We start from the raw sequence: 21,223 nt of genomic DNA, 5'->3' as shown, positions 1-21,223 counted from the left end.
TCGCCTCGACCGTCCCACTCGGCACCGTCGTTTCCGCGCCATCCTCGCGGGCGACCGAGTGCGCCGTATTGTCACGAGAACTCGTGAATTGACCACGAGTGATCGATGCGCTAGGTAGTCAAAATGCTTCCCAGGGCGACGAAACCGCGTCGCCTCGAAGGCCCGGCGGCCTGCCGCGCCTCGACCAGGGCCCGCCTCACTGTGGCACCCGGGCGGCTGTGCGGTCGACGTAACCCCGGACGCGGGGGCGTGTGACGTTCACGAAACCGCCGCTCTTTAGCGTCCCGGACACGGGGCTCGCCCGCACCGACCGCACCCGCGCCGCGCGGTCGGTGTGCGCGGGCGCGAAACCGAGCGAATCGCCATGTATCGAAAGTCGCAGACAATACCGGGAAAGGGGTGTCGCCCGTGTCGGGATCGGAGCCGAAGGCGGCCGACGACACCGTACGGACCGTCTGCTCGTACTGCGGGGTCGGCTGCGGCATGCTCCTCGACATCGCCGTCGACTCCGCGACCGGCCGACGCACCGTGCTCAAGGCACGCGGCGACCGGGCGCACCCGACGAACCGGGGCCGGCTGTGTACGAAGGGTGCCACCAGCGCCGAACTGCTCGCCGCCCCGGGCCGGTTGACCACCGCACTGGTCCGCGCCGAGCGCGACGCGGCGCCGACGCCGACCGGAGTGGACGCGGCGATCGGCACGACCGCCCGGCGGTTGCGCGAGATCCTGGACGCGCACGGCCCGGACGCGCTGTCCTTCTACGTCTCCGGCCAACTCACCCTGGAGGCCCAGTATCTGGTCACCAAGCTGGCCAAGGGCTTCGTCGGCACCAACCGGATCGAGTCGAACTCGCGGTTGTGCATGGCCAGTGCCGCAAGCGGCTACAAACTCTCGCTCGGCGCGGACGGGCCGCCCGGCTCGTACCAGGACTTCGAACACGCCGACGTCTTCCTCGTGATCGGCGCCAACATGGCCGACTGCCACCCGATCCTGTTCCTGCGCATGATGGACCGGGTCCGGGCGGGCGCCAAGCTGATCGTGGTCGACCCGCGCCGCACCGCCACCGCCGCCAAGGCCGACCTGTTCCTTCGGATCCGTCCCGGCACCGATCTGGCGCTGCTGAACGGCCTGTTGCACCTGCTCGTGGAGAACGGCGACACCGATTCCGCGTTCATCGCCGAGTGCACCGAGGGCTGGGACACGATGCCGGAGTTCCTGCGGGACTACCCGCCGGACCGGGTCGCCGAGCTGACCGGCCTGGCCGAGCAGGACATCAGGCGGGCCGCGCGGTGGATCGGCGCGGCGGGGGAGTGGACCAGCTGCTGGACGATGGGGCTCAACCAGAGCACCCACGGCACCTGGAACACCAACGCGCTGATCAACCTGCATCTCGCCACCGGCGCGATCTGCCGACCGGGCAGCGGGCCGTTCTCGCTGACCGGACAGCCCAACGCGATGGGCGGTCGGGAAATGGGCTACATGGGGCCCGGGTTGCCCGGCCAGCGCTCGGTGCTGGTGGCCGAGGACCGGGAGTTCGTCGAGCGGTTGTGGGAGGTGCCCGCCGGGACGCTGCGGGCGGAGGCGGGCGGCGGCACGGTGGACCTGTTCGCCCGGATGGCCTCGGGCGAGGTCAAGGCGTGCTGGATCATCTGCACCAACCCGGTCGCCTCGGTGGCCAACCGGGAGGCGGTGATCGCGGGCCTGCGGGCGGCCGAGTTCGTGGTCGCCCAGGACGTGTTCGCCGACACCGAGACCAACGCGTACGCCGATGTGGTGCTGCCCGCCGCGATGTGGGCCGAGACCGAGGGCGTCATGGTCAACTCCGAACGCAACCTCACGCTGTCCCGGCAGGCCGTCGACCCGGTCGGCGAGGCACTGCCCGACTGGCTGATCATCGCCCGCGTCGCGAGCGAGATGGGCTTCGCCGACGCCTTCGACTACGCCAGTGCCGAGGAGGTGTTCGACGAACTCCGGCGGGCCCCGAACCCGAGTACCGGCTACGACCTGAGCGGGGTGAGCCACGAGCGGCTGCGCGAGACACCGGTGCAGTGGCCGAGTTCGGCCCCGGACGGGCCGGACCGCAACCCGATTCGATACCTGCCGGCGGATGCCGGGGAACCGGACGACGCGGCGCACACCCGCCGCCGACCGCGCTTCCCGACCGCGAGCGGGCGGGCGGTGTTCTTCGCCCGGCCGCATCTGCCGCCCGCCGAACTACCCGACCGGGGCTACCCGATGGTGCTCAACACCGGCCGCGTGCAGCACCAGTGGCACACCATGACCAAGACCGGGAAAATCGACGCGCTCAACCGCCTCGATCCGGCGCCGTTCGTGGAGATCCATCCCGAGGACGCGCTGGAGTTGGGCATCGAGGCGGGCGACGCGGTCGAAGTGTCCTCCCGACGCGGGCGCGTGGTGTTGCCCGCCCGGCCGACCGACCGGGTCCGACCGGGCAACTGCTTCGTGCCCTTCCACTGGAACGACCGGTTCGGCGCGTTCCTCGGGATCAACGCGGTCACGAACGACGCGGTCGACCCGATCTCCTTCCAACCCGAATTCAAGTCCTGCGCGGTGGCGTTGACCAAGGTGGCGGGCCCGGTCCGCCCCGACCCGCCCGCGCCCTCGACCCCGGCGTCGGGACCCGACCCGGCCACCGACGCACCGCCGTCGGCCCCGACCGACCCCGACATCCGCGCCGCGGCCACGCTGCTCGGCCTCGGCGACCTCGCGCCGCCGGTGTACACGGACGAGGAGCGGCGCTACCTGGCGGGGTTCCTCGCGGGCGCGGCCGGATCCGCGACGACCCGGGCACCCGGCGTCCCGGTGCTGCCCGACCGGGCCCCGATCGCCCCGGCCCGGGTGCCGTGGGTCAACGGGCTCCTGGCGGGCCTGTTCTCCCGAACCATCGAGACGCCCGCCGCGATGGCCGGATCAGTCGTGGTCGCCGATCCGGTGGTCGAAATCCCGGACGATGGCGACGTGTTGGTGCTGTGGGCCTCGCAGACCGGCAACGCCGCCGAGCTGGCCGGCTCGATCGCCGGCCGCCTGGCCGAGGCCGGGCGGCGACCGGTCGTGCGCGAGATGACCGAGCACAGCCCGGACACGCTGCCCAGCGGGATACCCGTGCTCCTGATCACCAGCACCTTCGGCGACGGCGAGGCGCCCGACAACGGGGCCGGGTTCTGGGCGGCGCTGACCGGAGCCGGGCGGCCGGAGGTGAACGGGCTGCGCTACGCCGTATTGGCCCTGGGCGACTCGGGCTACGCCGACTTCTGCGGCCACGGCCGACGCCTGGACGAGCGGCTGGCCGAACTCGGCGGCACCCGGATCGCGCCACGCGCCGACTGCGAACCCGACTACGACCGAACCGCCGCGAGCTGGCTGGACGGGGTACTGGCCGCGCTCGGCACGAGGCCGACATCGGACGCGAGCACGACGACCGCGACAACCGCGATGACGGCAAAGACCGCAACGACGACGGCCGTTGCCGCGACCCGCCTGCCCGGCCCGGTGGCCGGGGCACCGTCGCCGCCGGCCGCCGTGGGCTATACGAAGGCGACCCCCTTCCCCGCCCTGCTGATCGGCGATCGACTGCTCGGCCTGCCCGGATCCGCCAAGGAGGTACGGCAGTTCACCTTCGATACGCGCGGCGGCGCACACGGCGACCTGGACTACGAGCCCGGGGACGCGCTCGGGGTATGGCCGGTCAACCGCCCGGAGGCGGTGGCCGAATGGCTGGCCGCCACCGGCCTGGACCCGGCGACCCCGATCCCCGTGCCGGACCTGGGCGAACTCCCGCTCGGCGAGGCGCTGCGGAGCCGGTTCGAGATCGCCCGGATCACCCCCGAACTGCTCCGGTTCGTCGCGGAGCGCACCCACGACCGGGACCTGGAGCGGCTGCTGCGGGCCGGCCACCGGGACGAACTCGCGCGGTGGAGCTGGGGCCGCCAGGCGGTGGACGTGATCGGCGAGTTCGGGGTGCGCGCGGATCCGGTCGAGTGGGCCGGCGTGCTCAAGCGGCTGGAGCCGCGGCTGTACTCGATCTCCTCCAGCCCGCTCGCGCACCCCGGCGAGGTGCGGATCACCGTGTCCGTGGTGCGCTATCGCAACGAGGCCGGTGCCGAGCGGCAGGGGGTGTGCTCCGGGCATCTCGCGACGCTGGGCGCAGACGGGCCGGTGCCGGTATTCGTGCGCCGCTCCCCGCACTTCCGGCCGCCGACGGATCCGACCGCGCCCGCCGTGATGATCGGTCCCGGTACGGGCGTCGCGCCGTTCCCGGGCTTCCTGGCCGATCGGCAGGCGCGTGGTCACACCGGGCCGAACTGGCTGTTCTTCGGCGAGCAGCGGCGGGCCACCGACTTCTACTACCGGGACGAACTCGCCGAGTTCCGCCGCGTCGGGCTGCTGGATCGGCTCGACCTGGCGTTCTCCCGCGACCAGCGGGCCAAGATCTACGTCCAGGACCGGATGCGCGAACACGGCCCGCGCATGTGGGACTGGTTGTCGCGCGGCGCACACGTCTACGTCTGCGGCGACGCGGGGCGGATGGCCAAGGACGTCGACCGGGCACTGCGCGAGATCGTGATCGCCCACGGAGGGCGGTCCGAGGACGAAGCGGACGCGTACGTACGGCAGATGGTCGGGGAGCGGCGCTACGTGCGGGACGTGTACTGAGCGGTGGGTGGTGGCGTCGCCGGGCTCAGACCCGTTCGAGGGGACGGTGCGGCGGCGCGGGCAACTCGACCCGGACGCGGTCGCCGGGTCGGATCTCGCCGCCGGTGCGGACCACGCCCATGATGCCCGCCTTGCGCACCACGTTGCCCGCCTCGTCCCGACCGACGACCTCCTTGAGCAGGCCCGCACGGAAGGTGTTGATCTGCGGACACGGGTTGCGCAGTCCGGTCACCTCGACCACCGCCTCGGGGCCCAGGTGCAGCAGCGTGCCGGTGGGCAGGCCGAGCAGGTCGATCCCGCGCGTGGTCACGTTCTCTCCCAACTCCCCGGGAGCGACGCGAAATCCGGCGGCGGCCAGTTCCCGGTGCAACTCGGCGTGGATCAGGTGTACCTGGCGCAGATTGGGCTGCGTGGGGTCGGCCGCCACCCGGGATCGGTGCTGCACGGTGACGCCGAGGTGGGCGTCGCCCTCCACGCCGAGGCCCGCGAGGAGGCGGATGGCCTCGACATTCCCTTTGCGAAACGTGTGTCCGCCGCTCCGCGACACCGCCACCACACCGCCGTCCGCGGCCATGCCCGCCTCCTTGGTTTCCATAGGATACTCATCGGTACGACGCCACGGTACGACAACGCCCACGCGCACCGCACGGGGTCGGCCTATCGGCGGCGACCCCACGCCGAGATCATCGGCGCCAGGGCCAGGTCGAGCCGGCCGGCGGCGATGGTGGCCAGGTGGCGGTCGATCTCCTCGTCGTCCGCCAGACCCTGTTCGACCAGGTGATGGCGGACCTGCCGCACCGTGGCCGCCTCCAGTACGGCACACGCCGGCGAGGTGATCGGGAAGTACGCGTCGGCCCGTACGTCGTCCAGCCCCGCCGCGCGCAGCAGGCGGGGCAGGGTCCGGCCATAGGCCAGGTCGGCGCCGCGCGCCGCCATCAGGGTGCGGACGTCGGACCGGAGTCGGTTGGCGAGCCGCTGCTCCGGGCCCGACTCGTCCGGGCACGCCAGTGGTTGCAACATCGGGTCGGCGTCCTCGACGAGCAGAACGCCGCCGGGCCGCAGCGCCTCGACCATCCGGCGCAGCGCCTCGGCGCGGTCGGCGACGTGGATCAGGACCAGCCGGGCGTGCACCAGGTCGAAGCCACCGGTCGGCGGCGGATCGACCGCGACGTCGTGCGTGAACACCTCGATCACACCGCCGGCGACGTCCCGCGTCCAGGACACGTCGATGTCGGTGGCGACCACCGCCCCCGTCGGCCCGACCCGCTCGGCCAGCCCCACCGGCACCGAGGCCCCGCCGGCGCCCACCTCCCAACACCGCATGCCGGCCCCGATCCCGAGCCGATCCACGTGCCGAAACGTCACCGGGTCGAACAACTCCGCGAGCGCGCGAAACCGAACCCCGGCCTCGGCCTGCCGGTTGTCCAACAGATAACCCTGATCCCCGCCGGCTTCACCCATCCCCCAATCCTGACACTCCGACGAACACGCCCGCGCCGACGCTCGGCACGTGCGGGATCGAGATGGTGTAAGCCCCCGTCCGCCGCACGATCGTTCTCACGGAACCCGGCGCGGGCCGGTCGCCCCCGCCGCCGGACGCCGACACTCGCCGAGAACAGGCCTTGTAGACAAAGGAGTTGGTGTCCGAGCGCCGACCGGGAGAGCGCGTGGCACGGCTCCATGCGACGGGATGTGACCTGCATCACTCAAACTTTTTGGGACGATATCGTCATATTCGGCGATGGCCCGGCTCGGAGTCGCGGATACCGCCGTGCGCCGCGCCCACGACCGTGTCGATTCGGTGGATCCCGGCGTCGCGCGATAGGCATGGACCCCCGCCCCGCCGCGCCCCGATCGGCGACGGTCGTGGGCGGGCAAGCCGCGGGACCCGGTCCCGATGATGCGTTCGTGGAGGATGCCTGATGCGCGCCCGTGCCCCTCGTGACCTCGACCAACTGCCATACGCCCACCGGCTCGTGGCGTTCGACGGCGAACTCGACCGGGAAGGCGACCACGAGTTCGCACACTTCGACGGTGGCGTGTTCGTCGACGTGGAGGGCGGCGGTACCGCGTTCACCTCGTCGGCCTTCTCCTCGGTGAGCTTCGACGGCGGTCGTTATCGCCGTGCCCGATTCGACGACGTGTGGCTGCACGCCGCCCGCATCGTCGGCACCGACCTCGCGGAAACGACGTGGATGGACGCCGAGTTCACCGCGTGTGTCCTGGCCGGTCTCGAGGTCTTCGGTGCGGGGATGCGCCGAGTGGTCTTCCACAACTGCAAGTTCGACTCGGTCAACCTGCGCGGGGCCAAGCTGCGCGAGGTCTCCTTCGTGGACTGCCTGCTGCGCGACGTGGACTTCGCCGGCGCGACGCTGACCGACCTGCGCTTCCCCGGCTCGACCCTGGAGCGGGTCCGCCTCGACAACGCGGTGCTGACCAGGGTCGATCTGCGCGAGGCGAGTGCGCTCGGCTTCGCGTCCGGCATCGACGCACTGCGCGGCGCGACCGTGGACAGCGCCCAGCTCTTCGACCTGGCCCCGGCGCTCGCCCAGGTCCTGGGCCTGATCGTCAGGGACCGGTAGGCGTCCACGGGGAGTCGACCGGCCCGGCCGCGGTGCCGATCTCCTCGTCGAGTCGTGGGCGGGCCCGAGCGGGCGGCGAGCGGCGCGACCTGTGAGGATGTCCGCTGGTGTCGCGCCCGACCGCGGGTCCTGTCGCGCCGGGGAGTTGTGCCGAAGCGTCGAGGGGCGCGGCGGAGGCGGATGTCGTCGGGTGCGGCACGGGCGGGGGAAGTGGCGGTGGGCGAGATGCAGGGGGCGGACCGGGTGGGTGCGGGGGAGGAGCCGGCCGGGGGATCCGGTGGACTGATGCGACCGCGCGGGCTCGTCGATCTGCGGGGGCGCGCGCACGGGCCCGCCGTCCTGGGATATCCCGCCGGCGCCGTCGTGGTGGTCTCCGGGCTGCCGGGGAGCGGCAAGAGCACGCTGCTGAACCGCTGGTCCGGATCGGCGGTCGTGGTCGACCCGCGTACGGCGCACGTCGAGTATCAGGATCGGATGCCCCCCTGGTTGCCGTACGCGGTGTACCGCCCGTGGGTGCGGCTGCAACACGTCAGGCGGCTGCGCGCACACGTGCGGAGCGGGAGGCCGGTCCTCGTGCACGACTGCGGCAGCCGATCGTGGATGCGCCGGTGGTTGGCCAGGTCCGCCGATCGGCAACGCCGCGAACTGCACCTGGTCCTGCTCGCGGTGGACGCCGCCGACGCGCTGGCCGGACAGGAGAAGCGCGGACGCTGGGTGCCCGGCCGGGTCTTCGACCGGCATCGGCGCGGCCTGACCCGGCTGCTGCTGGCGCTGTCCGTACAGGGCGCCGCGGTCGTCCCCGAGGCGGCCTCCGTCGTACTGCTCGACCGCGCCCTGCGCGAACACGTGGTCGCCCTGGAATTCGGCCCGGACCGCACGGCCGGTCCCCGCCCGGAGACCCCCGAGCGGCCTCCGGCCCCGCCCACCGCGCACATCGTGGTCACCCGACGCGACCCCAAGGCTCCCGAACCCGCGTCCTAGCCGCCGGGGCGGGGCCGTCGCCGCGACAACGGCGACCCCCGCGCGCCGCCCCGCCGGCTCCCGTGTCCCCGATGCCGTGCTGCCCGCCGAGTCCCCTGTGCCCGGCGGACGAGCGCCATGCATCGGAAGCATGATTCACCGCGCCAACAGGTGCAGCCCACGGTGCATGTCGTGGGCCGGTTCGAGGACCGCGAGCGTGGTGAGCGCCACCGCTCCCGCCCGCTCGGCCCGGCGCACCCTGGCCTCGGCCCGCCGCTGCCGCCATGCCGTCCGCCGCAGCGCCGCGAGCTCCGCGTCCGCCAGGATCTCCCGCTCGCGCGCCTTGAACATCTCGTACTCGATCATGACCGTCTCCCGCTTTCCCCCGACCCGGCCTCCCCGGTTCGTGGTAACAGCTTCGCGGCCCAGGCAGCCCCGGGACATCGGGCGGATGCCCCATCCCTACGCCCCGAGTAGGCCCCCGGAGAGGTCTAAGGCTGCCTAGGGATACCCGCACGCCGCCCCGGAACGGCCCGGGCACCCGTCCCCCGAGCCCGAGCCCTAAGCCCCGTCTCCCCAGGGCCCACCCCCCGAGGCCCCGCCCACCCTTTCGGGCCGCCCCGCTTGTGGCCGGACCCCCGCCCGCCGAGCGTGGAAGCGAGTCCGCACCTCGCCACGAAGGGCCGTTCATGTCGCAGGAGCACGTCGTCGCGGTCAATCCGATCTTCGCCCGCCCCGGGGAGGCGGTCGCCGTGGAGCGCTACCGGATGCCGATCGGCGAGATGTTGCCGGAGACCGCGTACCGGATCGTGCACGACGAGGTGATGCTCGACGGCAACGCCCGCCAGAACCTCGCCACCTTCGTCGGCACCTGGATGGACGAGTACGCCGCCCGGCTGTACACCGAGTCCTTCGACAAGAACATGGTCGACAAGGACGAGTACCCGCACACCGCGATCATCGAGGACCGCTGCTGGAAGATCCTCGCCGGCCTCTGGAACGCCCCCGACCCGACGCACACCATCGGCACCTCCACCGTCGGCTCCTCCGAGGCGTGCATGCTGGCCGGCCTCGCGCTCAAACGCCGCTGGCAACACGCCCGCCGGGCGGCGGGCAAGCCCACCGACCGGCCGAACCTGGTGATGAGCTCGGCGGTCCAGGTGGTCTGGGAGAAGTTCTGCAACTACTGGGACGTGACCCCGCGCTTCGTCCCGATCAGCGAGGAGCACCGCACCCTCGACGGCCACGACCTGGCCGCCTACGTGGACGAGAACACGATCGGCGTGGTGGCCATCCTCGGCGTCACCTACACGGGGGCCTACGAGCCGGTGAAGCGGATCGCGGAGGCCCTGGACCGAATCCAGCGCGACACCGGCCTCGACGTGCCGATCCACGTCGACGGCGCCTCGGGCGCGATGGTCGCGCCGTTCCTGCAGAGCGACCTGGAATGGGACTTCCGGCTGGAGCGGGTGCACTCGATCAACACGTCGGGACACAAGTACGGCCTGGTCTACCCGGGCCTGGGCTGGGTGGTGTGGCGCACCGCCGACCTGCTTCCGGAGGACCTGATCTTCAAGGTCAGCTACCTCGGCGGCGAGACCCCCAGCCTCGCGCTGAACTTCTCCCGCCCCGGCGCCCAGGTGCTGCTCCAGTACTACCAATTCCTGCGCCTGGGCCGCAGCGGCTACCGGGCCGTGCAGAAGTCGTCCCAGGACGTGGCCCGGCACCTCGCCGACTCGATCGGGGCGATGGACGCGTTCGAGTTGTGGAACGACGGCTCCGACATCCCGGTGTTCGCGTGGCGGCTGAAGCCCGGCCACACCGACAACTGGAACCTGTACGACCTGTCCGACCGACTGCGCATGAAGGGCTGGCAGGTGCCCGCCTACCCGATGCCGGACAATCTGGCCGACACGACCGTGCAGCGGATCGTGGTCCGCGACGGGCTCGGCATGGACCTGGCCAGGGACCTGCTCGACGACATCCGCGCCGCGACCGACTTCCTGGAGCGCCTCTCCGGCCCGATGCCCACCGACGGCGCGGCGCCCGGCTTCCACCACTGAGCGCGGGGAGCGCGGCCGGGCCCGCCGCCCGGCGTTGCTCAGCCCAGTCCCAACTCCCGCTCCCCGAGCGGCGCGAAGAACGCCTCCACGTCGGCCGCCCCGACCTCCGCGAGCGTCGCCGGCGACCAGCGCGGCCGGCGGTCCTTGTCCACCACCTGCGCCCGTACACCCTCGACCAGATCGGGCGTGGTCACCGCCGCGCACGAGACCCGGTACTCCTGGTCCAGCACCGCCCCGAGCGACGCGGCCCGCCGCGCCCGGCGCAGCGCCGCCAGCGTCACCTTCAGCGCCGTCGGCGACTTGGCCGCGATCACCTCGGCCGCCTCCTTGGCCGCCGGTTCGCCGCTGTCGAGCAGCCGGTCCAGGATCTCCTCGACCGCGTCCGCCGCGTAGCACGCGTCGATCCAGGCGCGCCGCTCGGCCAGCACGCCGGCGGGTGCGGGTTCGGCGTGGCGGGCCGCCACCTCGGCCGGGTCGCCGGCGGCCAGCGCGTCGAGCAGGGCGGGCAGCCGGTCCGAGGGTACGAAGTGGTCGGCCAGCCCGCACGAGATGGCGTCGGCGGCGCCGATCGCGCCGGCGGTGAGCGCCAGATGGGTGCCGAGTTCGCCGGGGGCGCGGGAGAGAAGGTAGGTGCCGCCGACGTCCGGCACGAAGCCGATCCCCGTCTCCGGCATGGCCACCGTCGAGCGTTCGGTGACGATGCGTACGTCGCCGTGTGCCGAGACGCCGACGCCGCCGCCCATCACCACACCGTCCATGATCGCGACGTAGGGCTTCGGATACGCCGCTATCCGCGCGTTGAGCAGGTATTCGTCGCGCCAGAACTCGCGCGCCGCGTGGCCGCCCTCGAGCGCGTCCGCGCGGATCGCCCGGATGTCCCCGCCCGCACACAGCCCGCGCTCGCCGGCGCCGGTGATCAGTACGGCCGCGACGGAGTCGTCCCGCGCCCACTCGTCGAGCGCGGCGGTGATCCGGCGCACCATCGGGTGGTCCAGCGCGTTGATCGCGCGCGGCCGGTTCAGGGTGATCCGACCGAGCCGGCCCGCCGGTCCGATCCGGTCGACCAGCACGGTGTCCTCGGGCGAGGGCTGCGGGGGCTGCGCGTGCGGCGTCATGGTGCGTCGTTCCCTTCGGGTCCGTGAAAGAGCCGATCGGCGGCGACCTCCCGGCAACCCGCCCCGTTCGCGGCTCACCGGCGTCCGTACACCCCGACGATCTCTCCCGGCACCGTATCGCCCGGCCTTCGACCCCTTGCGGGCGCGCGGGTGTGCGAGCTCCCGCGTCGGTCGCCGATGTCGATCACCCGGCGCCGATCCCCCGGTGTCGAATCTTTCCGCGGAACCGCCTTGACAAAGTTGCGAGATTTTTTGCTAAACCTACCCAAGTCGGTTCACCCAACCGTCGTCAATCGACGCATTCATGGGGGTTTGCGCCATGGGCGGATCACCGCTCGTTTCTCTTCTCCACGTCACCGAGGTCACCCGGATCACCCCGCGCATGACGCGCGTGAGCTTCACCGGTGAGGGGCTGGGCGACGACTTCGCGACCTGGCCCGATCAACAGCTCAAACTGTGCTTCCCACGCCCCGGACAACACGCGCCGCTGCTGCCGCAGGAGGATCCGGACGACCTCGGGCGGTGGTACGGGGCGTTCCTGGCCATCCCCGAGGCCGAACGCCCCTGGATGCGCAGCTACACGGTCCGCGCCCACCACCCCGAACGCGCCGCGATCGACGTCGACTTCGTGCTGCACCCGGACGCCGGGCCGGCGACCCGCTGGGCCGAGACGGCGTGCCCCGGCGACGTCCTCGCCCGCTACGGCCCTTCGGCGGCCTACGCCCGGCCGCTCGGCACCGCCGACACGTATCTGCTGGTCGGCGACGAGACCGCGCTGCCCGCCATCGGCTCGATCCTGGCGGCGTTGCCCGAGGCCACGCACGCGATCGTGTACGCGGAGGTGGTGGACGCGGCCGAGGAGCAACGTTTCTTCTCCCGGGCCCGGCTCACCACGCACTGGCTGCATCGCGGCGCGGTGCCGGCCGGGCACGGTGATCTGCTGCCGGCGGCGCTACGGGCCGCCCGGTTGCCGGAGGGGTCGACCCGGGCCTGGTTGGCGGGTGAGGCGGGGACGGTCCGGGCGCTGCGCCGGCACCTGGTCGACGAGCGCGGGCTGGCCAGGGGGGCGGTCGAGTTCGCGGGCTACTGGCGCCTGCGGCTGACCCAGGACGACGCGCCGACCGAGGCGGACCTGGCCGAGGCGCGCGAGCGGGTGGCGGACGCGGCGGCGAGCGGTTGCTGAGCGCACCGGTGGTCCGGCTGCGGCGCGGCCGTGGCCTGCGGCGCGTCCCCGGCGTGCGGCGCGCCTACGCCGGCTGCCACGACGGGCTGCGGCCGGCCATGGCGACCACCCGGTCGAGCAGCGGCGCGTCCGCGGGAACCGCCACCGGGGGCGCGAAGATGGCGTCCGGGTCGGGGAGATCGGGGTCGGCCGCCGCCTGGGCCGGGGTGAGGAAGACCAACGAGGCCTCCAGGTTCGCCGTGTCCACGGTGTACTCACGGCCCAGCGCGCGGGCCAGGTCCCACCCGTGCAGCAGGAGTTCGTTGTGTGCGACGAGTCCCATGACCTCGGCGGGCAGGGTCACCCCGCCGGCCTGGGTCATTCCCTCCCACGCGTCCGGCCGCCGCCAGACGGCCACGAGTTCGTCCAGCTCGCGCGGCAGGATCGTGCGCCAGTCCGGATCGAGGTCGGGCATCTTCGCGGGCGGGGCGGTGGCGGTGGTCGGGCCCAGATCCTTGCGGCCCGCGCCGCGGAACGCGATGGTCAGGCCGACCAGATGGGAGAGCAGATCCCGAACCGCGTAGTTCGCACACGGGGTCGGATCGTCCAGCCGGTCGTCCGGCAGGTCCGCCGCGAGACGGGCGACGGTCGCGGCCGGCGAGTGCAGATCCACGGTCATGGGGTGCTCCTCTGGATGCGGTTCGAGTCCTCGGAGGGTGGACCGTGCGGGCCGGGAAAACTCATCGGTGCATCCGCACATCCGTACCGCCTTCTCCCGCGCGTGCCTCCGCCGGCGCGGCCGGCGACGATGTCGACGTCGCCGGCCGCGCCGCGTGCTCAGCTCTCCGGCTCCTCCCGGTAGGTGATCAGCCGTACCGCCGGTGCGGAGACGACCTGGACGAGACCGGTGCCGGGGATGTCGAGGTGGGCGAAGCCGCCCTCGATCGCGACGCGCGCGATCGGGACGGAGGCGGTGGGTACGCCGTCGGCGCCTCGTACCGAGTAGCCGTCGACGAGTTCGACGGACGCGGCGTGCCAGGTGCGGGTCACGCGGTCACCTCCGGGAAGTCCAGCTCGGGCCGAGCCAGGTGGTTGTAGTAGTTGGACAGCGTGTTGAGCGCGATGTGCGCGACGATCTCGGCCTCTTCGGCCTCGGTGACCCCGGCCGCGCGGGCCGTGGACCGGTGCTCCTCGCCGACCCGGCCCCGGGTGCGGACGATTCGCCGGGCCAAGGTCAGCACGGCGTCGGCGTGCGGGTCCGCGTCGCGCGCGTCCCGGGTCTCCCGCAGTTCGTCCTCGGTCAGGCCCATCAGGGCGCCCCGGTAGGAGTGCGCGCTGACGCAGTAGGTGCACTCGTTCTCCTGCGCGATCAGCAGCGCCAACTGCTCCCGAAGGCGCGCCCGCAGGACACCTCGGGTGAGCCGGTCGCGCATCGCGAGGTAGCCCTCCAGCGCGGCCGGACCGCTCGCGAGCGCCGCGTACAGATTCGGCACGCGGCCGAGTTGCTTCTCGACCCGTGCCAGTAGATCCGTATGCGCGTCGGTCGCCCCGGGCGACGTAGGCGCGGGTGTGGATGTGGGCGTGGATGTGGGCGTGGGCGCGGGTGTGGACGACATGCGGACCCCCGTGGCTCTCTTTGCGATGTCCCGTCGAAAACGGTACCGATCGGTGCCGTTTTGCAGACGGTACTGATCGGTACCGTTTACGGTCAAGAGGGGTTAGGATCCGAAGGTGCCCGTCAAAGCCCGAGACCGCCTGCTCGCCACCGCCGAGGAACTCTTCTACGCCGAGGGGATCCGGGCCGTCGGCATCGAACGCATCCTGGCCGAATCCGGCGTCGGCCGGGCCTCGTTGTATCGGCACTTCCCCGGCAAGGACGACCTCGTCGTCGCCGTCCTGGAAGCTCGCGACCGGCGCTGGCGGGCCTGGCTGGCGGAGCGGGTCGAGGCGCTGGGCGGCGGCCCCCCGGCCGTCTTCGACGCGCTCGCCGAGCGGTTCGCGCGGAACGACTTCCGGGGGTGCGCGTTCATCAACACGATGGTGGAGTCCGCCGACCCGGACGGTCCGGCGCACCGCGTCGCGGCCGACCACAAGGAGCGGGTGGTCGCCTACCTGGAACAGCTCCTGGCCGCCGCGCAGGTCTCGGAACCGGCCGTGTTGGCCCGGGAGTTCGCGCTGCTCGTCGACGGTGCGATCGTCACCGCGCTGCGGGAGCGCACCCCCGCGCCGGCGGTCCGGGCCCGTCGGATCGCCCAGGCGCTGCTGGCGGCCGACGGGGCCGGGGCCGGATAGGGGCGGAGGTCGAGCGTTCGGCTACGGCGCGACCGCCGCCAACTCGGCGACCGTGCCGGACGCGATGGTCCGGACATGCCGGGTGATGTGTTCGATCGGCCAGTCCCACCACGCCAGTTCGAGCAGGCGCGCGATGTCCTCCGGGCCGAACCGGGTACGGATCGGCTTCGCCGGATTGCCGCCGACGATCGTGTAGTCCGGGACGTCGTCCACCACCACGGCACCGGAGGCGACGATCGCGCCGTTTCCGATCCGGACGCCGGGCATCACCATGGCCCGGTAGCCGAACCAGACGTCGTGGCCGACCACCGTGTCGCCCCGTCCCGGCAGGCCGGAGATCAGGTCGAAGTGCTGCGCCCAGGACCCGCCCATGATCGGGAACGGGAAGGTCGAGGGTCCGTCCATCCGGTGGTTGGCCCCGTTCATCACGAACCGCACGCCCTCGCCCAGCGCGCAGAACTTCCCGATCACCAGCCGCTCCGGCCCGTAGTGGTAGAGCACGTTGCGGGTCTCGAACGCGGTGGGATCGTCCGGGTCGTCGTAGTAGGAGAAGTCCCCGACCTCGATCAGCGGCGAGGTCACCAGCGGCTTGAGCAGGACCACGCGCGGCTGCCCCGGCATCGGGTGCAGCACGGTGGGATCGGCGGGCGTCTGGGCATCCACGCGTACTCCAAGGGTGGATCGGCCGGCCGACGGGCCGGCTGGACGGGATTCGGTACCCCGGGCGTCGCCGCAGGCTACTCGTACCGGTACTTCAACGAGTCCTCCTCCGCCTGCCGGACGGCCTCGATGGTCAACCCGGGCATGCGCAGCTGGGCAAGGGTCACCTCGGCCGAACTCGGCTGGGCGTCGGCCGGCAGCCAGCCGTCCGGCTTCCAGGCCGAACTGCGCAGCAGCGCCTTGGGGCAGTGCGGGTACACCTCGTCCACCTCGACCACGAGCGCGCTGACCGGCGGCTTGCCCACCGGCGTGAGCTGTGCCAGCAACTCCGGCCGCGCGGACACGCACGCGCGGCCGTTGGCGCGAAGTGTGGTGGTGCGCCCGGGAATCACGAACAGCAGGCCGACCCGGCCGGTCGTCACCACGTTGTGCAGCGTGTCGAGGCGCTTGTTGCCGGTGGCGTCGGGGATGACCAGGGTGCGGTCGTCGAGCACGGTGACGAAACCGGCCGGGCCGCCGCGCGGGGTGACATCACAGCGGCCGGCGGCGTCGGTACTGGCGACGAAGACCAACGACGCGCAGCCGACCAGTGCGCGGGTCTTCTCGGTGAGCCGGTCCATCTCCTTGGCGGCGGCGACCGCGCCGGGATGTTCGTACAGCTCGCGCAGGCCCGCGACGTCGGATATCGCGTCGGCGCTCAACGCGTCGAACAGGCCGGGTCCGCTCCGGGCGACGGTGTTCTCGGTGCTGGTGATCATGCCGCCACCCTAGAACGATGCTCCCGAACCGACTCGTCACCCCCATAGGGTCGGGGCATGCGTGACGATCTCGATCTGCCCGTGCCGGTACCCGACGAGGTGCGGCGCGTGGTTTCGCTGGTGCCCTCGCTCACCGAGGCGGTCGCGGTGAGCGCGCCCGGCCTGCTGGTCGGCGCCACCGACTGGTGCACGCATCCCGCCGAGCTGGACGTGGTCCGGATCCGGGGCACCAAGAACCCGGACCTGGACGCCATCCGCGCCCTTGCCCCGGATCTGGTCCTGGCCAACGAGGAGGAGAACCGCCCGGCCGATCTGGCCGCGCTGCGGGCGGCCGGAATCGCCGTGTGGGTCACCCGGGTTCGCGGCCTGGACGAGGCCTTCACCGCGCTGGAGCGCATGCTCGTGCACGGCTGCCGACTGCCGGCGCCGCCCTGGCTCGCGGCCTGCCGGGCCGCGTGGGCGGGACTGCCGGCGGCCCCGCCGCGTCGGGCGATCGTCCCGGTGTGGCGGCGACCGTGGATGGTCGCCGGCCGGGACACCTTCGCCGCCGACGTGCTGGCCCGGTTCGGCCTGACGAACGTGTTCGCCGAGCACGCCGAACGCTGGCCGAAGGTCACCGTCGACGAACTCCGCGCCGCCGAGCCGGACTTGGTGGTACTCCCCGACGAGCCCTACCGTTTCACCGCCGAGGACGGCCCGGAGGCGTTCCCCGGCCTGCCGGTCGCACTGGTCGACGGCCGATACCTCACCTGGTACGGCCCGTCGCTGGCCCGAGCCCCCGAAGTCCTGGCCGCGCAACTGACGCAGCCCGGCGACTGATCCGCCGTGCCCGCCCCGAGCCGGGAGGTCGCGGTCAGAGGCTGATCTGATAGAGGATGAAGCCGCGGTTGAGGGCCACCTTGTCGTAGAGCCGGCGGGCGGTGGTGTTGTCCTGGTGGGTGGACCAGTACACCCGGGAACACTCGTGGTCGCGGGCCCATTCGGTCACTGCGGCGATCAGCGCGCGGGCCACGCCCCTGCCGCGGGCCTCGGGTGCGGTGAACAGGTCCTGGAGGTAGCAGACGTCGGGTGCGGTGGTGCTCGCGTGCACCAGGAAGTGTGTGATGCCGACGAGCTTTCCGTCCACCTTGGCGCCCAGGGCGTGCATTCGGGTGTCCGCCTGGAACGCGGTCCAGGCGCGGTCGAACAGCTCGGGGGCGAGGGTGCGTTCGTAGAAGGTGTTGTACCCCTCGAACAGGACCTGCCAGTCCGCGCGATCCGCCGGGGTCAGCCTGCCGATGTCGACCATGCGCCCAACGCTATCGGGCGCCGAGCGTGCCGCGGCCCGCGGGCGGGAGGGCCTGCGGGCCGCGGTCTTGCGGCCGGGGCCGCCGTACGGCGTGTGTTCCCCGACGGTGGTGCCGCGTGCGTCAGCGCAGTCGCAGTGCCGCTCGGAACGTGTTGAACAGTTCCGTCTGGTCGGTCACGCCGAGCACGCGGAACGCCTGCGGGCCCTGGGCCGCGATGCGCACCTCGGTGCCGGTGTGCTCCTGCGACTTGCCGGGGGTGTTGGTCGAGTAGTTGACCTTGAGCTGCACGCCCTCGTTGGTGACCAGCGTCGAGGACAGACCCGGAGGGGTGGCGTCCAGCGGCACGATCTGGCTGGTGTGCGCGTGGTCCGCGGTGGTCACCACGAGCGTGTCGGGGTGCTTGGCCGCGTACGCGCGGGCGAGCTTGACCGCCTGGTCGAACGCGACGGTCTCACCGATCTGACCGCACGGGTCGGCGGCGTGGTCCTGCTTGTCGATCGAGGCGCCCTCGACCTGGAGGAAGAAGCCCTTGCCGCGGTCGTGGCCGCGCCCGGACTGCTTGGCCTCCAGCAGCTCGATCGCCTTGGCGGTCTGCTGCACCAGGGTCGGCGTGCCGGCCGGGCGGTTCGGGTTCGAGGTGATGCAGCGCTGCGGCTCGGTACCGCCCACCGCGGCGGCCTTGCCGGTCCACTCGACCGGGACGTTGACCGGCGCGAACAGGCCGAGTACCGGCTTGCCGGCCCGCGCGGCCTCGAGCGAGTCGGCGTCGGTGGCGACCTGGTAGCCCGACTCCCGCGCCTGTTGGAGCACGGTCTTGCCCGCGAACGGGCCCTGCGTGATGGTCTGGTCGAAGCGGGCCTTGCCGCCGCCGAGCAGCACGTCGAACCCGCCCGCGACGCTCTGCTCGGCGATCGAGCCGGGGCCGCCCGCGGCGATCGTGTCGGTCGGGCACTTGGCCATGTCCGCCGGGCCCTGGCAGCTGCGGTCCGTGGCGTGCGCCTGGAGGACCGCCGGAGTGGCATCGGTCAGCTCGGCCGTGGTGACGCTGCCCGTGGCGTAGCCGTTCTTCCTGGCCAGTTCCAGGATCGTGGGCAGCGCCTTGTCGGTGTCCGGGGTCTTGGAGATGCGGCCGTTGACCGTCTTCTGCCCGGTCGCCCACCCGGTGCCGCTCGCGGCCGAGTCGGTGACGTAGTCCGGGCGCTTGTTCTTGTCCACGGCGTACGTGGTGTACGCGCCGGTGAGCGGGAACCCGTCCATGTTCAGTCGACCGGCCGCGCCGACCGAGTAGTTCCGGGCCAGGGTGATCTCGGAGTCGCCCATCCCGTCACCGAGCAGCATGATGACGTTCCTGGCCTGACCGTCCTTGATCGCGTGCCGGGCTCGATCCGCCTGACCGAACGCCGACGCCGCGCCGGGTACGGCGACGCCGGCGGCCAACACGGCGGCTGCCCCCCACGCGAGATGACGACGGGACAAACGCAGATCCGGCATTTTTCCTCCTTCGAGGTCGACGCGTTGCCGACGATGCCGAGTTCATCAGTCCGGGGGGAACCAAGGGGCGAAGAACAGATGACGTGTCGCGTACACCCGAATGTCCGTTCCCATGCCCGAAGCGCGCACTCTTGCCCCGATTGCTACCGGGGATCGCCGGCCGGCCGACGTACGAAGATCCGATCCGCGATGTCGATCACCGGGCTGCCCGAGCGTCCGGCTCGCCTGGACCGTCGGTCGACGGGTGCCGGCTCGGTGGGGGTGGGTCAGGGTAGTTCGCGGGGCCGTAGAGGGCGGCGTCGGCGTGGGTGAGCAGGGCCCAGTAGCGGTCGCCGTAGGACCAGTGCCACCACTCGGTCGGGTAGTTGACCAAGCCGGCCTCGGTCAGGGCGGTGCTCAGGATGGCGCGATTGGCGCGGGCCTGCGGGGTGATGTTCTCGGCGGCGGTGTAGCAGGCGCCGGCGCTTTCCTCGGGGCTCGCGTTCATCGGCGTGCCGAGGTCGAGTTCGCGGCCGGTCGGGTCGACGAGGGTCAGGTCGACCGCGGCGCCGGCGCTGTGCGGGGCGATCTCGGGCGGGGAGACGTAGCGGCTGGCCGCGACGTGGACGCGGTCGGCGTCCCAGTCGGGGTGCGCGGCGCGCAGCTCGTCGGCGTACTCCTCGAAGTATCGGCGTTGCAGCGCCGGTGGCCGGTATCCCTCGACGAACAGCAGGCGCAGCCCGTCGGGCAGCGCCGCCTGCGCCTTGATCAGCCGATCGAGCACGCCGACGCGCAGGAAGGTGTACGCGGCGGCCCACTCCGCCTGGCGCGGGTCCACCGGCAACGAGCCGTCCGCACGCACGTCCACCAGCGGCTCGCCACGATCGCGGACGGGGACGGCCGCCACGAGCGGGTCGGACATCAAGATGATCTGATCCATATGAAGATCATCCCCTGACGGCGGCAGCCGCCGCGCACACCGTCCACGCCGGTCGGCGACGGCCGGTTGCGCTCGCCGGCTCGGGTTGACCTCAAGTCGGCTTCACCTTTCATAGTGGCTCCGGTACGCGGCGCCCGCCGGTCCTTCGGATCGCGGGCGCCCACTTCGAACTCGGGAGTCCCCCATGCGCGCGATCCGGCTGCACACGTTCGGCCCGGCCGAGAACCTGCGGTTCGAAGAGGTTCCGGACCCTCGGCCCGGTGCGGGACAGGTGCGCGTCGACGTCGAGGTCGCCGGTGTGCATCTGATCGAGACCAGGCTTCGGCGCGGGGAGGCGATCGGCCCGCACCGGCCGCCGGCGTTGCCGACCACCCCCGGCGGCGAGGTGGCCGGCGTGGTCGGGGCGGTCGGGCCGGGGGTGGCCGCGCAGTGGCTGGGCCGTCGGGTCGTGGCGCGACTCGGCGACGGCGGCGGGTACGCCGAGCGGGCGGTCGCCGACCTGGCCGCCGTGCATGCGATCCCCGACCGCCTGGGGGCCGCCGAGGCGGTCGCGGCGATCACCACCGGCACCACCGCACAGGGTGTGCTCGGGGTGGCCCGGATCGACGCCCGGGACGTGGTTCTGGTGATGTCCGCCGCGGGCGGCCTGGGCAGCCTGTTCGTCCGGGCCGCGCGGGCCGCCGGGGCACGCGTGGTGGGGGTCGCGGGCGGACCGGCGAAGGTGGTCAAGGTGCGTGCGCTGGGCGCCCACATCGCGGTGGACTACCGCGACGCGGACTGGCCCGAGCGGGTGCGGGCCGGGTCGGACGGCCGCGAACCCACCGTCGTGCTGGACGGCGTCGGCGGCGTGCTCGGCCGGCAGGCCCTCGAACTCCTGGGCCCCGGCGGCCGGTTCCTCCTCCACGGCTGGGCCGCGGGCGAGCCGACCGAGATCACCACGCGCGACCTGATCGAGCGGCAACTGACCGCGACCTGGGCGATCGGCCCGAACATGGTCCCCGCCGGCGGTTGGCCGGAATTGACCGCCCGAGCCCTGCGCGCCGCCGCCGACGGCACGATGGTGCCGGCCATCACCGCGTTCCCGTTGGCCGAGGCCGCGGCCGCGCACGCCGCCCTGGAATCGCGCGCGACGGACGGCAAGGTGGTGTTGACGGTCCGGGCCTGAGCGCCGCCGTTCGGTCGCCGTCACGCCCCGCCGGCGGCGCCGGTTTTCGGCCGGCGCATCGCGCCGGAGACCGTGCACGTGGCGGGCACCGGC

General features: G+C 72.6%; 20 protein-coding genes. 8 read left to right on the top strand and 12 right to left on the bottom strand.

Features of this window, described 5'->3' with window-relative positions; all coding sequences use genetic code 11:
• Positions 1–408: 408 nt before the first annotated feature.
• A complete protein-coding gene (locus B4N89_RS32405; protein WP_078980667.1) occupies positions 409–4,674 on the top strand; it encodes a bifunctional nitrate reductase/sulfite reductase flavoprotein subunit alpha in 4,266 nt (1,421 codons plus the stop codon).
• A 25-nt stretch (positions 4,675–4,699) separates the two neighbouring features.
• Here the strand turns inward: B4N89_RS32405 and B4N89_RS32400 are convergent, their stop codons facing one another.
• Both B4N89_RS32400 and B4N89_RS32395 read right to left on the bottom strand, forming a co-directional pair.
• Complete coding sequence (locus B4N89_RS32400; protein WP_235619039.1) at positions 4,700–5,269, bottom strand: MOSC domain-containing protein; 570 nt, start codon at positions 5,267–5,269, stop codon at positions 4,700–4,702.
• A gap of 62 nt (positions 5,270–5,331) precedes the next feature.
• Positions 5,332–6,135 carry a methyltransferase domain-containing protein gene (locus B4N89_RS32395; protein WP_078980038.1) on the bottom strand — a complete coding sequence of 268 codons (804 nt, stop codon included), beginning with the start codon at positions 6,133–6,135 and terminating at the stop codon, positions 5,332–5,334.
• A gap of 461 nt (positions 6,136–6,596) precedes the next feature.
• Between B4N89_RS32395 and B4N89_RS32390 the strand changes: the two genes are divergently transcribed.
• Complete coding sequence (locus B4N89_RS32390; protein ID WP_078980037.1) at positions 6,597–7,256, top strand: pentapeptide repeat-containing protein; 660 nt, start codon at positions 6,597–6,599, stop codon at positions 7,254–7,256.
• A gap of 225 nt (positions 7,257–7,481) precedes the next feature.
• Entirely contained in the window at positions 7,482–8,237 is a 756-nt protein-coding gene (locus B4N89_RS32385) for an AAA family ATPase (RefSeq protein WP_101897438.1), read from the top strand.
• Positions 8,238–8,372: 135 nt separating this feature from the next.
• On the opposite strand, the gene B4N89_RS32380 is transcribed toward B4N89_RS32385, so the two are convergent.
• On the bottom strand, positions 8,373–8,582 hold the full coding sequence (locus B4N89_RS32380) for a hypothetical protein (protein ID WP_078980036.1): 210 nt from the start codon (positions 8,580–8,582) through the stop codon (positions 8,373–8,375).
• A gap of 323 nt (positions 8,583–8,905) precedes the next feature.
• Between B4N89_RS32380 and B4N89_RS32375 the strand changes: the two genes are divergently transcribed.
• Positions 8,906–10,279 (top strand): glutamate decarboxylase, encoded by a 1,374-nt coding sequence (locus tag B4N89_RS32375; protein WP_078980035.1) that lies wholly within the window; start codon positions 8,906–8,908, stop codon positions 10,277–10,279.
• Positions 10,280–10,317: 38 nt separating this feature from the next.
• Here B4N89_RS32375 and B4N89_RS32370 read toward each other — a convergent pair whose 3' ends face one another.
• The gene (locus B4N89_RS32370; RefSeq protein WP_078980034.1) at positions 10,318–11,394 is read right to left on the bottom strand and encodes an enoyl-CoA hydratase/isomerase family protein; all 1,077 of its coding nucleotides are present in this window, start codon (positions 11,392–11,394) and stop codon (positions 10,318–10,320) included.
• A 319-nt stretch (positions 11,395–11,713) separates the two neighbouring features.
• Between B4N89_RS32370 and B4N89_RS32365 the strand changes: the two genes are divergently transcribed.
• A complete protein-coding gene (locus B4N89_RS32365; protein ID WP_078980033.1) occupies positions 11,714–12,577 on the top strand; it encodes a siderophore-interacting protein in 864 nt (287 codons plus the stop codon).
• Positions 12,578–12,641: 64 nt separating this feature from the next.
• Here the strand turns inward: B4N89_RS32365 and B4N89_RS32360 are convergent, their stop codons facing one another.
• The 3 genes from B4N89_RS32360 to B4N89_RS32355 all read right to left on the bottom strand — a co-directional run bounded on the left by B4N89_RS32360 (position 12,642) and on the right by B4N89_RS32355 (position 14,172).
• Positions 12,642–13,235: a TIGR03086 family metal-binding protein gene (locus B4N89_RS32360; RefSeq protein WP_078980032.1), complete on the bottom strand. Its 594-nt coding sequence runs from the start codon at positions 13,233–13,235 to the stop codon at positions 12,642–12,644.
• Between the two features lie 158 nt (positions 13,236–13,393).
• Entirely contained in the window at positions 13,394–13,606 is a 213-nt protein-coding gene (locus tag B4N89_RS48085) for a hypothetical protein (protein ID WP_101897400.1), read from the bottom strand.
• Positions 13,603–14,172, bottom strand: a complete 570-nt coding sequence (locus B4N89_RS32355; protein ID WP_101897399.1) for a carboxymuconolactone decarboxylase family protein — start codon at positions 14,170–14,172, stop codon at positions 13,603–13,605. The genes B4N89_RS48085 and B4N89_RS32355 overlap by 4 nt, the downstream gene beginning before the upstream one ends.
• A gap of 115 nt (positions 14,173–14,287) precedes the next feature.
• Here B4N89_RS32355 and B4N89_RS32350 point away from each other — a divergent pair, with 115 nt between their 5' ends.
• Entirely contained in the window at positions 14,288–14,848 is a 561-nt protein-coding gene (locus B4N89_RS32350) for a TetR/AcrR family transcriptional regulator (protein ID WP_078980031.1), read from the top strand.
• 21 nt (positions 14,849–14,869) lie between these two features.
• On the opposite strand, the gene B4N89_RS32345 is transcribed toward B4N89_RS32350, so the two are convergent.
• Together B4N89_RS32345 and B4N89_RS32340 are read right to left on the bottom strand one after the other, a co-directional pair.
• Positions 14,870–15,469, bottom strand: coding sequence for a CatB-related O-acetyltransferase (locus B4N89_RS32345; protein WP_078980664.1), 600 nt, complete (start codon positions 15,467–15,469; stop codon positions 14,870–14,872).
• A gap of 116 nt (positions 15,470–15,585) precedes the next feature.
• The gene (locus B4N89_RS32340) at positions 15,586–16,266 is read right to left on the bottom strand and encodes an MSMEG_1061 family FMN-dependent PPOX-type flavoprotein (protein ID WP_078980030.1); all 681 of its coding nucleotides are present in this window, start codon (positions 16,264–16,266) and stop codon (positions 15,586–15,588) included.
• A gap of 57 nt (positions 16,267–16,323) precedes the next feature.
• Here B4N89_RS32340 and B4N89_RS32335 point away from each other — a divergent pair, with 57 nt between their 5' ends.
• Positions 16,324–17,085 carry a helical backbone metal receptor gene (locus B4N89_RS32335; RefSeq protein ID WP_078980029.1) on the top strand — a complete coding sequence of 254 codons (762 nt, stop codon included), beginning with the start codon at positions 16,324–16,326 and terminating at the stop codon, positions 17,083–17,085.
• 34 nt (positions 17,086–17,119) lie between these two features.
• Here the strand turns inward: B4N89_RS32335 and B4N89_RS32330 are convergent, their stop codons facing one another.
• The 3 genes from B4N89_RS32330 to B4N89_RS32320 all read right to left on the bottom strand — a co-directional run bounded on the left by B4N89_RS32330 (position 17,120) and on the right by B4N89_RS32320 (position 19,965).
• On the bottom strand, positions 17,120–17,554 hold the full coding sequence (locus tag B4N89_RS32330) for a GNAT family N-acetyltransferase (protein WP_078980028.1): 435 nt from the start codon (positions 17,552–17,554) through the stop codon (positions 17,120–17,122).
• 121 nt (positions 17,555–17,675) lie between these two features.
• Positions 17,676–19,046, bottom strand: a complete 1,371-nt coding sequence (locus B4N89_RS32325) for an alkaline phosphatase (RefSeq protein WP_078980027.1) — start codon at positions 19,044–19,046, stop codon at positions 17,676–17,678.
• Positions 19,047–19,242: 196 nt separating this feature from the next.
• Positions 19,243–19,965 (bottom strand): M15 family metallopeptidase, encoded by a 723-nt coding sequence (locus B4N89_RS32320; RefSeq protein WP_078980026.1) that lies wholly within the window; start codon positions 19,963–19,965, stop codon positions 19,243–19,245.
• Positions 19,966–20,149: 184 nt separating this feature from the next.
• Here B4N89_RS32320 and B4N89_RS32315 point away from each other — a divergent pair, with 184 nt between their 5' ends.
• Complete coding sequence (locus tag B4N89_RS32315; RefSeq protein ID WP_078980025.1) at positions 20,150–21,130, top strand: zinc-binding dehydrogenase; 981 nt, start codon at positions 20,150–20,152, stop codon at positions 21,128–21,130.
• Positions 21,131–21,223: the final 93 nt, after the last annotated feature.

This window comes from Embleya scabrispora (genome assembly GCF_002024165.1).
Taxonomy (GTDB): domain Bacteria; phylum Actinomycetota; class Actinomycetes; order Streptomycetales; family Streptomycetaceae; genus Embleya; species Embleya scabrispora_A.
Note: the sequence above shows the minus strand (reverse complement) of the source record. Positions and strands in the feature narration are given on the sequence as shown.

Excerpts from the sequence above, each read along its gene's own strand:
- B4N89_RS32395 (WP_078980038.1), bottom strand. The coding sequence starts at position 6,135 with ATGGGTGAAGCCGGCGGGGATCAGGGTTATCTGTTGGACAACCGGCAG.
- B4N89_RS32400 (WP_235619039.1), bottom strand. The coding sequence starts at position 5,269 with ATGGAAACCAAGGAGGCGGGCATGGCCGCGGACGGCGGTGTGGTGGCG.
- B4N89_RS32390 (WP_078980037.1), top strand. The coding sequence starts at position 6,597 with ATGCGCGCCCGTGCCCCTCGTGACCTCGACCAACTGCCATACGCCCAC.
- B4N89_RS32345 (WP_078980664.1), bottom strand. The coding sequence starts at position 15,469 with ATGCCGGGGCAGCCGCGCGTGGTCCTGCTCAAGCCGCTGGTGACCTCG.
- B4N89_RS32360 (WP_078980032.1), bottom strand. The coding sequence starts at position 13,235 with ATGACCGTGGATCTGCACTCGCCGGCCGCGACCGTCGCCCGTCTCGCG.
- B4N89_RS32385 (WP_101897438.1), top strand. The coding sequence starts at position 7,482 with ATGCAGGGGGCGGACCGGGTGGGTGCGGGGGAGGAGCCGGCCGGGGGA.
- B4N89_RS32355 (WP_101897399.1), bottom strand. The coding sequence starts at position 14,172 with ATGTCGTCCACACCCGCGCCCACGCCCACATCCACGCCCACATCCACA.
- B4N89_RS32320 (WP_078980026.1), bottom strand. The coding sequence starts at position 19,965 with ATGGATCAGATCATCTTGATGTCCGACCCGCTCGTGGCGGCCGTCCCC.
- B4N89_RS32330 (WP_078980028.1), bottom strand. The coding sequence starts at position 17,554 with ATGGTCGACATCGGCAGGCTGACCCCGGCGGATCGCGCGGACTGGCAG.
- B4N89_RS32315 (WP_078980025.1), top strand. The coding sequence starts at position 20,150 with ATGCGCGCGATCCGGCTGCACACGTTCGGCCCGGCCGAGAACCTGCGG.
- B4N89_RS32340 (WP_078980030.1), bottom strand. The coding sequence starts at position 16,266 with ATGATCACCAGCACCGAGAACACCGTCGCCCGGAGCGGACCCGGCCTG.
- B4N89_RS32375 (WP_078980035.1), top strand. The coding sequence starts at position 8,906 with ATGTCGCAGGAGCACGTCGTCGCGGTCAATCCGATCTTCGCCCGCCCC.
- B4N89_RS32335 (WP_078980029.1), top strand. The coding sequence starts at position 16,324 with ATGCGTGACGATCTCGATCTGCCCGTGCCGGTACCCGACGAGGTGCGG.
- B4N89_RS32365 (WP_078980033.1), top strand. The coding sequence starts at position 11,714 with ATGGGCGGATCACCGCTCGTTTCTCTTCTCCACGTCACCGAGGTCACC.
- B4N89_RS32380 (WP_078980036.1), bottom strand. The coding sequence starts at position 8,582 with ATGATCGAGTACGAGATGTTCAAGGCGCGCGAGCGGGAGATCCTGGCG.
- B4N89_RS32370 (WP_078980034.1), bottom strand. The coding sequence starts at position 11,394 with ATGACGCCGCACGCGCAGCCCCCGCAGCCCTCGCCCGAGGACACCGTG.
- B4N89_RS32325 (WP_078980027.1), bottom strand. The coding sequence starts at position 19,046 with ATGCCGGATCTGCGTTTGTCCCGTCGTCATCTCGCGTGGGGGGCAGCC.